This is a genomic window from Micromonospora sp. M71_S20 (genome assembly GCF_003664255.1).
GTDB lineage: Bacteria > Actinomycetota > Actinomycetes > Mycobacteriales > Micromonosporaceae > Micromonospora.
The window spans coordinates 901478-916223 of sequence record NZ_RCCV01000001.1 but is presented as its reverse complement, the minus strand read 5'-3'; the positions used below and the strand labels follow the sequence as shown (position 1 = coordinate 916223).

12 protein-coding genes are annotated in these 14746 nt (G+C 74.8%); 8 read left to right on the top strand and 4 right to left on the bottom strand.

All coding sequences use genetic code 11. From position 1 onward, the window contains the following. Positions 1-113 precede the first annotated feature (113 nt). From DER29_RS04225 to mutM, 3 genes are read left to right on the top strand one after another with little or no spacing between them, the layout of a single operon-like run. On the top strand, positions 114-1109 hold the full coding sequence (locus DER29_RS04225) for a phosphate acyltransferase PlsX (protein WP_121396121.1): 996 nt from the start codon (positions 114-116) through the stop codon (positions 1107-1109). Next, positions 1106-1900, top strand: a complete 795-nt coding sequence (gene rnc / locus DER29_RS04220) for a ribonuclease III (protein WP_233599635.1) — start codon at positions 1106-1108, stop codon at positions 1898-1900. The genes DER29_RS04225 and rnc overlap by 4 nt, the downstream gene beginning before the upstream one ends. After that, positions 1893-2750, top strand: coding sequence for a bifunctional DNA-formamidopyrimidine glycosylase/DNA-(apurinic or apyrimidinic site) lyase (mutM, locus tag DER29_RS04215; protein WP_121396120.1), 858 nt, complete (start codon positions 1893-1895; stop codon positions 2748-2750). The genes rnc and mutM overlap by 8 nt, the downstream gene beginning before the upstream one ends. A 48-nt stretch (positions 2751-2798) precedes the next feature. Here the strand turns inward: mutM and DER29_RS04210 are convergent, their stop codons facing one another. Both DER29_RS04210 and DER29_RS04205 read right to left on the bottom strand, forming a co-directional pair. Continuing rightward, a complete protein-coding gene (locus tag DER29_RS04210; protein WP_121396119.1) occupies positions 2799-3641 on the bottom strand; it encodes an endo alpha-1,4 polygalactosaminidase in 843 nt (280 codons plus the stop codon). 106 nt (positions 3642-3747) lie between these two features. Continuing rightward, a complete protein-coding gene (locus DER29_RS04205) occupies positions 3748-4977 on the bottom strand; it encodes a CAP domain-containing protein (RefSeq protein WP_121396118.1) in 1230 nt (409 codons plus the stop codon). A 374-nt stretch (positions 4978-5351) separates the two neighbouring features. Between DER29_RS04205 and DER29_RS04200 the strand changes: the two genes are divergently transcribed. From DER29_RS04200 to DER29_RS04190, 3 genes are all read left to right on the top strand, one after another. Beyond that, the gene (locus tag DER29_RS04200) at positions 5352-5546 is read left to right on the top strand and encodes a hypothetical protein (RefSeq protein ID WP_091096806.1); all 195 of its coding nucleotides are present in this window, start codon (positions 5352-5354) and stop codon (positions 5544-5546) included. A 331-nt stretch (positions 5547-5877) separates the two neighbouring features. Next, positions 5878-9489, top strand: a complete 3612-nt coding sequence (gene smc, locus DER29_RS04195) for a chromosome segregation protein SMC (protein ID WP_121396117.1) — start codon at positions 5878-5880, stop codon at positions 9487-9489. Beyond that, positions 9489-10109 carry an HAD-IA family hydrolase gene (locus DER29_RS04190; protein WP_121396116.1) on the top strand — a complete coding sequence of 207 codons (621 nt, stop codon included), beginning with the start codon at positions 9489-9491 and terminating at the stop codon, positions 10107-10109. Before smc ends, DER29_RS04190 begins: the two co-directional genes overlap by 1 nt. A 29-nt stretch (positions 10110-10138) precedes the next feature. Here DER29_RS04190 and DER29_RS04185 read toward each other — a convergent pair whose 3' ends face one another. Together DER29_RS04185 and DER29_RS04180 are read right to left on the bottom strand one after the other, a co-directional pair. Beyond that, positions 10139-10660 carry a DinB family protein gene (locus DER29_RS04185; RefSeq protein ID WP_121398990.1) on the bottom strand — a complete coding sequence of 174 codons (522 nt, stop codon included), beginning with the start codon at positions 10658-10660 and terminating at the stop codon, positions 10139-10141. A gap of 123 nt (positions 10661-10783) precedes the next feature. Beyond that, on the bottom strand, positions 10784-12496 hold the full coding sequence (locus tag DER29_RS04180; protein WP_121396115.1) for an alkaline phosphatase D family protein: 1713 nt from the start codon (positions 12494-12496) through the stop codon (positions 10784-10786). Between the two features lie 150 nt (positions 12497-12646). Between DER29_RS04180 and ftsY the strand changes: the two genes are divergently transcribed. Further along, positions 12647-13834, top strand: coding sequence for a signal recognition particle-docking protein FtsY (gene ftsY, locus DER29_RS04175; RefSeq protein WP_121396114.1), 1188 nt, complete (start codon positions 12647-12649; stop codon positions 13832-13834). A gap of 7 nt (positions 13835-13841) precedes the next feature. Then, a complete protein-coding gene (locus DER29_RS04170; RefSeq protein WP_192581443.1) occupies positions 13842-14705 on the top strand; it encodes an aminoglycoside phosphotransferase family protein in 864 nt (287 codons plus the stop codon). Positions 14706-14746 lie beyond the last annotated feature (41 nt).

The following is a 14746-nucleotide window of genomic DNA, read 5'->3' as shown; positions in this document are numbered from 1 at the left end:
CTGGACGCCGAGTGACGCCCCCGACCCCTGGTCGGGCGGCGCGCGCACCCTGGCAATCGCCCGGTGTCCCGGCTCTCTCCGACGCCGGCCGGTCCGTTCCGGCCGGCGTTCCGATGGAGCCGGGCACCGCGCGGATCGCCGTTGACCTCCTCGGCGGGGACGACGCTCCCGCCGTCGTGGTTGACGGCGCTCTGCGGGCTGTGCGCGCCGACCCGGACCTGCATCTGCTGCTCGTCGGCCCGGCCGAGGCCGCCGGCGAGGTGATCCGTGCCCTCGACCCGGCGCAGCGCGCCCGGGTCACCGTACGGCCCGTCCGCGCCGCCGTCGGCATGGCCGACCACCCCGTGGCCGCCCGCGCCGACAGCACCGTCCGCGCGGCGGTGCACGCCGTCCGCGACGGCGTCGCCGACGCGTTCGTCTCCGCCGGGTCCACCGGCGCCACCGTCACCGCAGTCGCGCTCGGCCTCGGCCGCTGGCCGGACGTGCGCCGTCCCGCGCTGGTCGCCACCCTGCCGGCCGTCGCCGGCCCGGTGGTGCTGCTGGACGTCGGCGGCTCGCTGGAGCCACGCCCGGCCACCCTGGCCCGCCACGCCGTGCTCGGCGCCGCCTACGCGGCGGTGGCGCACGCCGTCGCCGCGCCCCGGGTGGGGCTGCTGTCGGTGGGCACCGAGGCGGGCAAGGGCGACCGCGCCCGCCGCGTCGCCGATCCCGTCCTCGCCGCCGCGTCGCTGCCCTGCGACGGCCGCTACGTCGGCCTCGTCGAGGGGTACGACGTCTCGCTCGGCGCGCGCGCCGATGTGGTGGTCACCGACGGGTTCACCGGTAACGTGCTGCTCAAGGCGATCGAGGGCGCGTACGCGATGGCCGGCGGGCCCCCGTCCGGCGGCGGCGCCCCGCGCGCGGCGGCCCTGCTCGGGGTCGCCGGGACGGTGGTCGTCTGCCACGGCGCCGCCCGCGCCGAGGACGTCGCCGCGGGCATCGCGCTGGCCGCCCATCTCTGGCGACGGCGCGCCACCGACCAGGTCCGCGCGCTGCTCGACGGCGCCGAAACGGGCGACCGCGAGGAACGCACGGACCGCTCCACCGACACCGAGGTACCCACATCATGAGCAACGACAAGCGGCGGCGGGCGTCCGTCGGCCACCTGGAAGCCGCGTTTGGCGTCAGCCTGGATCCGGAGCTGCTGGAGCGCGCGCTGACCCACCGCTCGTACGCGTACGAGAACGGCGGCCTGCCCACCAACGAGCGGTTGGAGTTCCTGGGCGACTCGGTGCTCGGCGTGGTGATCACCACCGCGCTCTTCCACAACCACCCCGACCTGCCCGAGGGGCAGCTGGCCAAGCTGCGGGCCAGCGTGGTCAACATGCGCGCCCTCGCCGACGTGGCCCGGGGCCTCGGCCCGGACGGGCTGGGCGCCTACCTGCTGCTCGGCAAGGGGGAGGAGACCACCGGCGGGCGGGACAAGGCGAGCATCCTCGCCGACACCCTGGAGGCGCTGCTCGGCGCGATCTACCTCCAGTACGGGCTGGACACCGCCGCCATCGTCATCCACCGGCTGTTCGACCCGCTGATGGCCGAGTCGGCCGGCCGGGGCGCGGCCCTGGACTGGAAGACCAGCCTCCAGGAGCTGACCGCGGCGCTCGGGCTCGGCGTCCCCGAGTACCGCATCGAGGGCACCGGGCCGGACCACCTCAAGACGTTCACCGCCTGGGTGGTCGTCGCCGGCAACCGCTACGGCGGGGCCGACGGGCGGAGCAAGAAGGAGGCCGAGCAGCGGGCGGCCGAGGCGGCCTGGCGGACGCTCACCGAGCAGGCGGAGCGGGAGCCGGTCGGGCCGGTGGGCCCGGCGGCCGGGGACCCGACGGCGCAGGTCGCCGAGGCGGGCCTGGGCCGTGCCTGAGCTGCCGGAGGTCGAGACGGTCCGGCAGGGGCTGGCCCGCTGGGTCACCGGCCGGCGGATCTCCTCCGTCGAGGTGCGCCACCCCCGCGCGGTACGCCGGCACACGCCCGGCGGCGGGCACTTCGCCGACGTGCTGGCCGACCGGACGGTGCTGGACGTGCGCCGGCGCGGCAAGTACCTGTGGCTGCCGCTGGACAGCGGCGACGCCGTGATCGGGCATCTGGGCATGTCGGGTCAGCTGCTGGTGCAGCCGGCCGACGCCCCCGACGAGACGCACCTGCGGGTCCGGTTCCGGTTCTCCGACGACGGTCCCGAGCTGCGTTTCGTCGACCAGCGCACGTTCGGCGGCCTGTCGGTCTCCGCGGGGGGCGCCGAGCTGCCGGCGGAGATCGCGCACATCGCGCGGGACCCGATGGACCCGCAGTTCTCCGACGCGGCGTTCTTCGCCGCGCTGCGCCGGCGGCGTACCGAGGTCAAGCGGGCGCTGCTGGACCAGACGCTGATCTCGGGCGTGGGCAACATCTACGCCGACGAGGCGCTGTGGCGGGCGCGGCTGCACGGCGCCCGCCCCACCGACGCGCTGACCGGCCCGGCCGCGCTGCGGCTGCTGGGTCACGTCCGGGACGTCCTCGGCGAGGCGATCAAGTCCGGCGGCACCAGCTTCGACGCCCTCTACGTCAACGTGAACGGGGAGAGCGGCTACTTCGACCGGGCGCTGAACGTCTACGGCCGGGAGGGGCTGCCGTGCCACCGGTGCGGCGCACCCGTCCGTCGTGAGGCGTTCATGAACCGTTCGTCGTACAGCTGCCCGCGCTGCCAGCCCCGCCCCCGGGGGTCCCTCCGGGGCTGACCGGGCGGCGTCGCCGTCGGCGAGGACCACGCGGGCAGGCGCCGGTGGTCAGTACGACGGGCAGGGGAGCCGCCACGCGTCGAGCCGGCGTTCCTTGCGCATCGAGGAGAAGCCGTAGCCCACCGTGGTGACGCAGAAGTCCGTCGTCGAGCCGGCGTACTCCACGTGGAACACCGGCTTGCCCGCCTCGACGAACGGCAGCAGCCGGGCGCACTGGTCCAGCCGTACGCACTCCTCGTTGACGGCGAAGTCGAAGTCCGGGGCCAGGGCGGCCACCTGCCCCAGGTCGTTGACCAGGCCGGGGGAGAGGCTCAGCGAGCGGGCCAGCGCGGCCAGCCGGCGGTTGAACCGCAGCTGGTCGTCGAAGCCGAGCGGGAAGCCGGAGCGGTGCGCGTACCCGTCGGCGTCGGCCAGCGCGACCGCCCCGAAGCCCTTGCCCCGGCAGAGCCGGAACCGGTCGGCGAGCACCGGACGCAGCGCGTCCCACTGCCGTACGTCGAGCCAGCGGCCCTGCGGCCGACGGGACACGGCACCCCGTACGGCGGCCGGGAAGCGGTCCGCGTCCGGGTCGGTCGGCAGGACGGAGCCGACGTGCACCTGGCAGACCAGGCGGCGGTCCCGGGAGCGCAGCTCGGCGGTCTGCGCGGCGGTGGTGGCGACCGGGTCGAGCAGGAAGACGTCGGCGTCGACGGTGGGGTCCAGCACGCCGCTGAGCTGCCACTGCCACTGCCACCGGCCCGTCGACGCCGCCGGCCAGCTGGTCGGGGCGCCGGGCGCGGTGAGGTCCGGCCGGCAGGCGGCGAGCACGCTCAGCAGCGCGAGCGCGACGCAGGCCGGCAGGGTCCGGCGCAGGCTCCGCCCGACGGCGCGCGTACGCGGCCGGATCCGCATCGGCAGCTCCGCAGGTCGCGGGCGGCGGCACACCGCCCGGAGCGGGTACGCCGCGTCGGCGTACCTCACCCCGTCAAACGAGCGCGGACCCGGCCACGACTCGCGTTCAGCGCGGCGCGGCGAAGACCTGCGTCCAGTACGGCCCGTTGCTGTTGGCGACGCCGACACCGATCTCGGTGAAGGCGCAGTTCAGGATGTTGGCCCGGTGGCCGGGGCTGTTCATCCAGGCGTCCATGACGGCGGCCGGCGTCTTCTGGTTCCAGGCGACGTTCTCGCCGTAGGTGCGCCAGGAGTAGCCGACCCGGTCCAGCCGGGTCCCGACGTTGCTGCCGTCACTGCCCGTGTGCGACATGTTCCGGTGGTCGGCCTGGTCCTGGCTGTGCCGCTGGGCGGCGGTCGTCAGCTTGTCGTCGACGCTCACCGCGCCGCAGCCGGCCTTGGCGCGCTCGGCGTTGACCAGGTCGACCACCTCGCGGGCCTGGCTGCTGGCCCCGCTGCTGACCGGGGCCTTCGTGCCGCCGCCGGCCGGCGCCGTGCTCCGCTCGGCGGTGCGCCGCGAGGCCGCGGTCGTACGCGACGGCGCCGGCGTCGGCCTGGTGGTCGTCGTGGCCGACGGGGTCGGCCTGGCGGTGGTCGGCGCGGTGCTGGGGGTGGTGCTCGGGCTGGGCGGGGCCAGCGCGTCGCCGGGTGCCGACCCGCCGCCCGGCAGCACCGGGGCGGCGGCGATCGTGTCGTCGACGGCGGTGGGGTCGGTCGCCGGGCCGTCGCCGGTCAGCGCGACCGCGCCGACACCGAGGCTCACCACCAGCGTGGCGGCCGCGGCGGCACCGCCGATGACCAGTGGGCGGGAAAACCGGCGGCGGGGGCGGTGGCGGCCCTCGGCGGTGGCCGGCGTCGCCGCGGCCGGGGCGGCCCGGAGCGCGGAGAGGTCGACGGGGGCGGTCGGGTCGTCGACCGGCCAGGCGCCAGCGGTCCGGTCGGCGGGGAGGTGACGCTCCGCCCGGTACGGCCCGTCCACCGGGTGGCCGGATCCCTCGGCCCAGCGGTCGTCCGACCCGGCCTGCCAGCGGTCGTCCGGCTCGGGCCGCCAGGCCGCGGTGGGTCCGGTGGACCGCGGCTGCCAGGTCGCGGTGGGCTCGGTGGGCTCGGGCTGCCAGCGGGCGGTCGGCTGGTCGCGGTGCCACTCGTCGGCGGGCTGCTCCGGGTCGTCCCCGAACAGGTAGGCCGACCTCGGCTCCGGACGGTCGGTGAGCCAGGCCGGCGGCTCCTCGCCCAGCGGCTGCTCGTGGTGCCGGGCGGCGCCGTCCGGGTCGTTCGGGTCGGTCCAGCCGTACACGCCTCTGCCTCCAGGGGGTCGGTTGCGGGCCGGGGTGACGCTACGTGGCGGGCGTGAACAGCGGCAACGTGGCTAAGGAAGAGTTAAGGGGAAGCCGGACGGCAGGGTGGGGACTTCCCGGGATCCGAGGCGTAGAGTCAAGGTGTCCGGACAGAGTGTGTCCGCGCCTTGTGGCAGCCCCCCGGCAAGTGGACAGGTCGACGTGGAAATGATCTACGGCCTGCGAGAACTTGACGAAAGAGGGGGTGTCGGCTCAATATGTAGGTGTCGCCAGTCGCGCCCGGTCATGCCCAGAATCGTCTGGGGTGACAGCCGCGTACACATTTGGGCGCGCGTTGGCCGGCCCTTCCGGCAGCGCATATCAAGGAGTCAACATGGCTAAGGCCCTGTACGGCCACGTAGGTGCGGCGCCCGATCGGCGTCTGCTCGACGAGGTCACCCGACTGCGTGCCACGGTTCGGGCTCTGGAGTTCGAGATCACGCGGCTGCGTGCCGAGAACGATCGGCTCGCGGCGGCTGCGGCGGAGGCGGACGATCTGCTCCGTCTGGCCGAGCCCGCGCTGACCTGATCTCCGGATCGCAAAACTGAATCGCATCACGCAAAAAGAGCGCGCCGACACTTCTGTGCCGGCGCGCAGCTCTGTCCGCACCTCTTATCGCCGCACCAATTCCTGATCTTGCGCGGCCCGCCGCGACGATTCCCGCGCGGCTCCCGGCCGACGGAAAGGCGCACGGGAGCACGCCGGCCGGCGGATCGACCCGCGCCACCTGGGACGAGCGCCGGGTGGTCGCCAGGCGGGTCGCGTGCCCGGCGGTCCCCGGTCCCGGGTTAGTCTGCGGGTTCACCCAGGTCCGCGCAGCCGGCGACGGTACGGCGGCCACCGGACGAGGATCGAGAAGGTGCATCTCAAGAGCCTGACGGTGAAGGGCTTCAAGTCCTTCGCCTCCGCGACGACGCTGAAGCTGGAACCGGGGATCACCTGCGTGGTCGGCCCGAACGGCTCCGGCAAGTCCAACGTCGTCGACGCCATCGCCTGGGTGCTCGGCGAGCAGGGCGCCAAGGCGCTGCGCGGCGGCAAGATGGAGGACGTCATCTTCGCCGGCACCGCCGGCCGGGCCCCGCTGGGCCGGGCCGAGGTGACCCTCACGATCGACAACACCGACGGCGCGCTGCCGATCGAGTACACCGAGGTGTCGATCACCCGCCGGATGTTCCGCTCCGGCGAGAGCGAGTACGAGATCAACGGCGACTCCTGCCGGCTGCTCGACATCCAGGAACTGCTGTCGGACTCCGGCATCGGCCGGGAGATGCACATCATCGTCGGCCAGGGGCGACTCGACGGGATGCTGCACGCCAAGCCGGAGGACCGGCGGTCGTTCATCGAGGAGGCGGCCGGCGTCCTCAAGCACCGCAAGCGCAAGGAGAAGGCGCTGCGGAAGCTCGACGCGATGCAGACGAACCTCAACCGGCTCACCGACCTCACCGCCGAGCTGCGCCGCCAGCTCAAGCCGCTGGGCCGGCAGGCGGAGGTGGCCCGCCGCGCCGCCGCCATCCAGGCCAACCTGCGCGACGCCCGGCTGCGGCTGCTCGCCGACGACCTGGCCACCCTGCGGGCCACCCTGGACCGGGAGATCGCCGACGAGACCGCGGTGCGCGAGCGGCGCGAGCAGGTCGAGGCCGAGCACACGGAGGTGCAGGCGCGGCTGGCCGAGCTGGAGGCGGCCCTCGCCGAGGACGCGCCGCTGCTGGCCGCCGCCCAGGACACCTGGTACAAGCTCTCCGCCCTCTCCGAGCGGTTCCGCTCCATCGAGCAGCTCGCCCGGGAACGGCTGCGGCACCTCAGCGCCACCCCCGACGACGAGCGCCCCGGCCGCGACCCCGAGCAGTTGGAGGCCGAGGCCGAGCGGATCCGCGAGCAGGAGGAGGAGCTGCGCGGCGCGCTCACCGACGACCAGATCCGGCTGGCCGAGGCCGTCGAGCACCGCCAGGAGCTGGAACGGCAGCTCGCCGCCGCCGAACGCGAGCTGGTCGCCGCGGCCAGGGCGATCGCCGACCGGCGCGAGGGCCTGGCCCGGCTGACCGGCCAGGTCAACTCCGCCCGCGCCCGGACCACCAGCGCCGGCGAGGAGATCGAACGGCTCGCCACCGCGCACGCCGACGCGCTGGCCCGGGCCGACCAGGCCCAGGCCGAACTCGACGCGGTCGCCGAGCAGTCCACCGAGGCGGACCGGGACAACGCCGACCTCGACGCCCGGCACGCCGAGGCGGTCGCCACCCAGGAGCGGGCGCAGGCCACCGTGCGGTCGCTGACCGACGCGGAGCGGGCGGCGGAGAAGGACGCCGCCACCTGGAAGGCCCGGGAGGAGGCGCTCGCCCTCGGTCTGCGCCGCAAGGACGGCGCGGGCGCGCTGCTGGCCCGCGCCGACGAGGTCCCGGGCCTGCTCGGCAGCCTCGCCGGGCTGCTCACCGTCGCGCCCGGGCAGGAGGCCGCGCTCGCCGCCGCGCTCGGCGGGCTCGCCGACGCGGTCGCGGTCAGCGGCGTCGACGAGGCGGTCGAGGCCATGCGGCTGCTGAAGATCTCCGACGCCGGGCGCGCCGGCCTGCTGGTCGGCAGCCCCGCCGGGCCGGGCATGGACGGCCCCGCCGATGCGCTGCGGCCGAGGCTGCCCGACGGCGCCCGCTGGGCGCCCGACCTGGTGGAGTGCTCCCCGCAGATCCGTCCGGCGGTGCACCGGGCGCTGCGCGACGTGGTGCTGGTCGACGATCTCGCCTCGGCGGCCGAGGTGGTCGCCGGCAATCCGGAGCTGCGCGCGGTCACCCCGGACGGCGACGTGGTCGGGGCGTACGCGGCGGCCGGCGGGTCAGCCAAGGCGCCCAGCTTCATCGAGGTGCAGGCCGCCGTCGAGGAGGCCCGGTCGAACCGCGTCGCCGCCGAACGCACCGGCGCGGAGCTGCGCGAACAGCTCGTCGACGCCCGCGCCGAGGTGGCCGCCGCCAAGGAGACGGTGCAGCACGCCGCCGCCGCCAAGCGGGAGGCGGAGAGCCACCGCAACGCCGCCGCCCGCCGCCTGGCCGAGCTGGGCGCGGCGGCCCGCTCCGCGAAGGCGGAGACCGACCGGCTCGGCGAGTCCCGGGCCCGCGCGGAGGCGGCCCGGGAGCGGGACCTGCTCACCCTCGCCGAGCTGGAGGAGCGGCTGCGGCTGGCCGAGGAGACCCCCGTCGACGCGGAACCCTCCACGGAGGAACGCGACCAGCTCGCCGCGATGGTGCCGCAGGCGCGGCAGAACGAGATGGAGGTCCGCCTCGCGGTGCGTACCGCCGAGGAGCGGGTCTCCTCGATCGCCGGCCGCGCGGACTCGCTGCGCCGGCAGGCCACCGCCGAGCGGGCCGCGCGGGAACGCGCGGCGGCGCGGCGCGCGGCGCGCACCCGGGGCGCGGGGATCGCCCGGGCCGTGGCGGGCGGGGCCCGGGAGGCCCTCACCCGGCTGGCCACCTCCATCGCCGCGGCCGAGGAGCACCGTGACGCCGTGGCGCGCGAGCGCGCCGCCCGCGAGGCCGAGCTCCAGGAGGTACGCGGCGCCGCCAAGCGGCTCGGCGCGGAGCTGGAGCGGCTGACCAGCCAGGTGCACCGCGACGAGGTGGCCCGCGCCGAGCAGCGGCTGCGCATCGAGCAGTTGGAGGCGAAGGCCGCCGAGGACTTCGGCCTGGACGTGGAGACCCTCGTCGCCGAGTACGGCCCGACCCAGGCCGTCCCGCCCACCCAGGCCGACGTGGCGGCGGCCGAACGCGACGGCCTGCCGGTGCCCGAGCCGGTCCGCTACGAGCGGCCGGTGCAGGAGAAGCGGGCGGCCAAGGCGGAACGGGAACTGGCCCTGCTCGGCAAGGTGAACCCGCTGGCCCTGGAGGAGTTCGCGGCGCTGGAGGAGCGTTACAAGTTCCTCTCCGAGCAGCTGGAGGACCTCAAGGCCACCCGCCGCGACCTGCTCACCGTGGTCAAGGACGTCGACGACCGGATCCTGGAGGTCTTCGCCAGCGCGTTCGAGGACACGGCCCGGGAGTTCCAGCAGGTCTTCACCGTGCTCTTCCCCGGCGGCGAGGGGCGGCTGGTGCTCACCGACCCCGACGACCTGCTCACCACCGGCGTCGAGGTCGAGGCCCGCCCGCCGGGCAAGAAGATCAAGCGGCTGTCGCTGCTCTCCGGCGGCGAACGTTCGCTGACCGCGGTGGCGATGCTGGTGGCCATCTTCCGGGCCCGGCCCAGCCCGTTCTACATCATGGACGAGGTGGAGGCGGCGCTCGACGACGTCAACCTGGGGCGGCTGATCACGCTGCTGGCCCAGTTGCGGGAGAAGAGCCAGCTCATCGTCATCACGCACCAGAAGCGGACGATGGAGGTCGCCGACGCCTTGTACGGCGTGACCATGCGCAACGGGGTGACCCAGGTGATCAGCCAGCGGCTCAACCGGGCCGACGGAGACGAGCGGCGTGGCCGCGGCGAGGAGAACGAGTAGTGGGTCGGGAACGGGCGACGGCGCTCCTGGTGGACTTCGACGGGGTCCTGCGGCGGTGGGACCCGGCGGTGGCCGCCGGGGTGGAGCGGGAGTACGGCCTGTCCGAGGGCGTACTCACCGAGATCGCCATGCAGTGGGGGCGGCTCCAGCCGGTGCTGACCGGCCGGGTCAGCCACGCCGAGTGGATGACCAGCGTGGCCGACGCGCTGGCCGACTCCGTGGGCGGCCCCGAGCGGGCCCGGGCCGCCGTGGAGCAGTGGCAGCGCTACCGGGGCGAGGTGGACCCCGAGGTGCTCGCCTTCGTCCGCGAGGCGCGGGCCGGCGGCATCCGGGTCGGCCTCGGCACGAACGCCACCGACCTGCTCGACGCCGACCTCGCCGCGCTCGACCTGACGGACGAGTTCGACGCGGTGGTCAACTCGTCCAGGATCGGGGTGAACAAGCCGGCGAAGGAGTACTTCCAGGCGGCCTGCGAGGCCCTGGAGACCCCGGCGGCCCGGGTGCTCTTCGTCGACGACGAGGACTGGGCGATCCGGGGCGCCCGCGTCGCCGGCCTGTCGGCGCTGCGCTGGAGCGGCCCGGCCGACCTGCGGTACGCGCGGGCCGCCCTGGCGTACTGACCGGCTGAGCCGCCCACCCCCGGGGCGGGCTACTCGCCTGTGGCGCCGTCGATGCGTTCGCGGATCAGGTCGGCGTGGCCGTTGTGCCGGGCGTACTCCTCGATCATGTGCACGTAGGCCCAGCGCAGGTTGAACGTGCGGCGCTTCGGGCCGACCTCGGTGAAGGTCTCGTCGAGCGACCGGCCGGCGGTGGCGGCGCGGGCCAGCGCGACCTCCCGGTGGAAGGTGGCGAGGTCGGCCTCGGCGTCGGCGGTGCTGACGTCGTGGTCGGCGTCCGGGTTGTCGGGCGTGAAGTAGGGGTAGTCGACCTGCTGGCCGGCGAAGTTCTCCCGGAACCACCAGGCCTCCACCTCGGCCAGGTGCCGGACCAGGCCGAGCAGGGTGAGCCCGGAGGGCTCGACGCTCGGCGTGCGTAGTTGCTCGGCGGTCAGCCCGGCGCACTTGAGCAGCAGGGTCTGCCGGTGGTAGTCCAGCCAGCCCTCCAGCATCGTGCGCTCGTCGCCGACGTGGGGCTCGGGGGTCCGGGTGATCTCCGGTGCTCGCCATGTCATGCCGGTCATCCTGGCCGGCAGCTCCGACATCCGGCGAGCGGTTATCGGGGCGCCGCGACCACCGGCGGTGCGCCGGCGGTGGCCGCCCGTCGCGAGCGGGCCGGCCGGGGCCCGGCGAGAGGTTCAGCCGCCGGGGGTGAGGCGCTGCCGCATGACCTCGCGCAGGTGGCCGTCGCTGGTGGTGCCCTCGATGGTCACCTCGGCCGTCCGGCCGGCGTGCACCAGCGTGGCGACGGCGTTGCCGAAGTACGGCCCGGCGAGCCGCTTCCAGCGGAAGGGTGGGCGGCGTACCCCGGCGGTGCGGGCCAGCGCCCGGGTGGCCCCGGACGGCCCGGACGACCAGCCGAGCTTCATCAGCGGGCGCATCCCGGCCGGGACCTGGTTGTGGATGGGCGAGCAGGTGAGCTGGTGCACCGGGGTGACCACGCTCCGGTCGTCGAACCGGGCCCGCGCCACGTACGAGTGGTGCACGTCGCCGGAGAGCACGCTGATCGACGCCGGTGGCGCGTACGCCGGGCCGGCCCCGACGCGCTCGCCGGGGGTGCCGGGGGTGCCGCTGCCGAGGCGGGCGAAGAGGGCGCCGAGTGCGTCGAACGAGCGGCGGAACGCGGCCCAGTGCTCCAGGTCCAGCCCCCGGCGCAGCTTCTCCGACAGCCCGGCGACCCAGCGCCGCCGGGAGTCGGCCAGCTTCTCGTTCCACGCCTCCACGTGGTGGATGCCGGGCGGCAGCAGCCAGGGCAGGGAGGCACCGACCACGAGGTGGTCGTAGACGCCGTGGGCGCGGTCGAGGAACCACGACCACTCGCCCGGGGGCAGCATCGCCCGCTGGCCGGGCTCCAGCACCCGGCTGCACCGGTTGTCCAGCATGACCAGCCGGGTGCGACCCAGGTCCAGCGCGTAGCTCCACTGGTACTGCACGGCCCGCCACCGCTCGGTGTCGTGGGCGAGGTCGGCCTCGGTGTCGACCCGCTGCCCGAACTCGCGCAGCACCCCGGTGGCGTCCTCCGCCGCGACGACCTTGGCGTAGACCGGGTCGGCGGCGATCTCGTCTGGGGAGAGGTTGCCCAGGTGCTGGTAGACCCAGTACGAGGCGAGGCCGCTGGCGATCCGCTCCGCCCACCAGGGCTGGTCGCGCATGTCGGCCCGCCAGGGGGCCGAGGTGTTCCAGTCGTCGATGATCTCGTGGTCGTCGAAGATCATCACGCTCGGCACGGTGGAGAACAGCCAGCGGATCTCCGGGTCCCGCCAGGACTCCAGGTAGAGCTTCGTGTACTCGTCGAAGCTGACCACCTGGTCGCCCGGCGCGCCCTTGGGCCGCCGGCGGCGCCGCTTCAGCAGCCGCCGGACCGTGGGGGAGGTCACGTCCGCGTAGACCTGGTCGCCGAGGAGCACCAGCAGGTCGGGCACGTCGGCCGGGTCCGGGTCGGCCATCAGCCGTCGGGCGTACGCGTCGAGGGCGTCCGGGGGCAGCCGCCTGGTGGTGGCGTGCTGGGTGGTCTCGCGGCAGGAGCCGAAGACCAACCGGACCGGCTGGTCGAGGTCGTCGGCCGCCCGGGTGCGGATCATGCTGGGCGGGAACGTGCTCTTCGGCACCGGCCAGGCGACCTCGTCGTCGATCAGCACCTCGTAGGTGGTGGCGCTGTCGGGGGTGAGCCCCTCCACGACGACGAGCGCGTAGTGGTGGTCGTACGCCGAGAAGGTGGGGGCGGTGCCGCCGGCGCCGTCGGCGGTGCGGACGGTGACCACCGCGGGCGCGCTGGTCTCGACCCAGATGGTGGCCCTCGTGCCGACCACCCTGCGGAGCAACGGGCCGATGAGCAGGTGTGCCGCGGGCATGGTCGACCTCCAGATGAGCGGACTTCATCTTTACTACCCGGCCGGCGGTCGCACCACTGCTGGCTGTGACGGAGCCTACCGCCGGCCTCCCTGGGCCCGGTCGGGAGCGGTGGCTGGGACAGCTTCGCCGGCATCTGACAGGATTCCGGCATGACCGAATACCTCCTCATCGCGCTCGCCCTGCTCGGCGTGCTGATCCTTGGCGGCATCGGGCTGGTCGTGCCGCGGCTGCGCCGGCGACCGGAGCCGCCGCTGCCGAAGACGGAGGTCGAGACCCGGGCCGAGGAGGACCTCGCCGGCCCGCCGGTGGAGGCGCCGGAGGCCGAGTTGTCCACCGGAATCCTGGTGGAACCGCCGGTCGTGGAGGCGCCGGCCCCGGTGCTGGAGGTCCCCGAGCCGACCGCCGGGCGGCTGGTCCGGCTGCGCTCGCGGCTGTCCCGCTCGCAGAACGCCTTCGGCAAGGGCCTGCTCGGCCTGCTCAGCCGCGACCACCTCGACGAGGACGCCTGGGAGGAGATCGAGGACAGTCTGATCACCGCCGACGTCGGCATCGACGCCACCCGGGAGATCGTCGACCGGCTGCGCGAGCGGACCCGGGTCCTCGGCACCCGGTCCGCGGGCGAGCTGCGTGCCCTGCTCGCCGCCGAGCTGGTCAACGCGCTCGACCCGACCCTGGACCGGTCCCTGCGGACCGCGCCCAAGGAGGGCGTGCCGGCGGTCGTGCTGGTCGTCGGCGTCAACGGCGCGGGCAAGACCACCACCTGCGGCAAGATCGCCCGGGTGCTCGTCGCCGACGGCCGCAGCGTGCTGCTCGGCGCCGCCGACACCTTCCGGGCCGCCGCCGCCGACCAGCTGGAGACCTGGGGCGGGCGGGTCGGCGCGGAGACCGTGCGCGGGCCCGAGGCGGCCGACCCGGCCAGCGTGGCCTTCGACGCCGTCAAGCGGGGCATCGACACCGGCGTCGACACCGTGCTGATCGACACCGCCGGCCGCCTCCAGAACAAGATCGGCCTGATGGACGAGCTGGGCAAGGTCAAGCGGGTCGTGGAGAAGCACGGCCCGATCGACGAGACACTGCTCATCCTCGACGCCACCACCGGGCAGAACGGGCTGGAGCAGGCCCGGGTCTTCACCGAGGTGGTCAACGTGACCGGTGTCGTGCTCAGCAAGCTCGACGGCACCGCCAAGGGCGGCATCGTGATCGCCGTGCAGCGCAAGCTGGGCATCCCGGTCAAGCTGGTCGGGCTCGGCGAGGGCAAGGACGACCTGGCCCCGTTCGACCCCGCCCAGTTCGTCGACGCGCTGCTCGGTACCGAGCCGCTCGCCCGGGACGCGTAACCTCGCAGTGACGACCGACGATCGCGCCTACGCCGGGTGGCGCGACCCCAGCCACCCGTCGACGGGCCTCGGGAGACCGTACGTGACTTCGCAGGAGATCCCGCTGCACGGCGGGAACGTCAGCACCGTCGTCCGGGTCGGCGACACGGTCCGGCGCAACGCCGGGCCGTGGACGCCCTCGGTGCACGCCCTGCTGCGCCACCTGGAGTACGTCGGGTTCACCGGCGCCCCCCGCGCGCTCGGGATGGACGAGCGCAACCGGGAGGTCCTGTCGTACCTGGAGGGGGAGTGCGGGGAGTACCCGCTGGCCCCGCACTGGGTCACCGACGAGGCGCTGGTGACCGTCGCCACCATGCTGCGGATGTTCCACGACGCCCAGTACGGCTTCGTCCCGCCGCCGGGTGCGGTGTGGCGCTCGTTCGGCCCGCCGCCGCCGGACACCGAGGTGATCTGTCACCACGACGCCGCCCCGCACAACGTGATCTGGCGGCCCGACGGCACCCTCGGGCTGATCGACTTCGACCTCGCCTCGCCCGGCGCCCGGATCTACGACGTGGCGTACGCGGCCTGGACCTGGGTGCCGATCTTCTCCGACCGGGACTCGATCACGCTCGGCTGGAAGCACCCCGACCGGCCGCGCCGGCTGCGCCTGTTCGCCGACGCGTACGGGCTGATCCCCCGGGACCGGCACCGGCTGATCCGGACCATCCGCAAGCGGATCGTGGACCACGTGGAGGGCATCCGCCGGATGGCCGCCGCCGGCGAGCCGGCCTTCGTCCGGATCGTGCACAAGGGGCACCTGCGCCGGCCGATGCGGGACCTGCGGCTGCTCGACTACGAGCGCAACGCCCTGGAGTACGCGCTGCGCTGAGCGGTCGTGCCGTCGGCCGCGCCGGCCGGCGGTGAGGTTCT

Excerpts from the sequence above, each read along its gene's own strand:
- ftsY (WP_121396114.1), top strand. The coding sequence starts at position 12,647 with ATGACCGAATACCTCCTCATCGCGCTCGCCCTGCTCGGCGTGCTGATC.
- DER29_RS04180 (WP_121396115.1), bottom strand. The coding sequence starts at position 12,496 with ATGCCCGCGGCACACCTGCTCATCGGCCCGTTGCTCCGCAGGGTGGTC.
- rnc (WP_233599635.1), top strand. The coding sequence starts at position 1,106 with ATGAGCAACGACAAGCGGCGGCGGGCGTCCGTCGGCCACCTGGAAGCC.
- DER29_RS04200 (WP_091096806.1), top strand. The coding sequence starts at position 5,352 with ATGGCTAAGGCCCTGTACGGCCACGTAGGTGCGGCGCCCGATCGGCGT.
- DER29_RS04210 (WP_121396119.1), bottom strand. The coding sequence starts at position 3,641 with ATGCGGATCCGGCCGCGTACGCGCGCCGTCGGGCGGAGCCTGCGCCGG.
- DER29_RS04225 (WP_121396121.1), top strand. The coding sequence starts at position 114 with ATGGAGCCGGGCACCGCGCGGATCGCCGTTGACCTCCTCGGCGGGGAC.
- DER29_RS04185 (WP_121398990.1), bottom strand. The coding sequence starts at position 10,660 with ATGACATGGCGAGCACCGGAGATCACCCGGACCCCCGAGCCCCACGTC.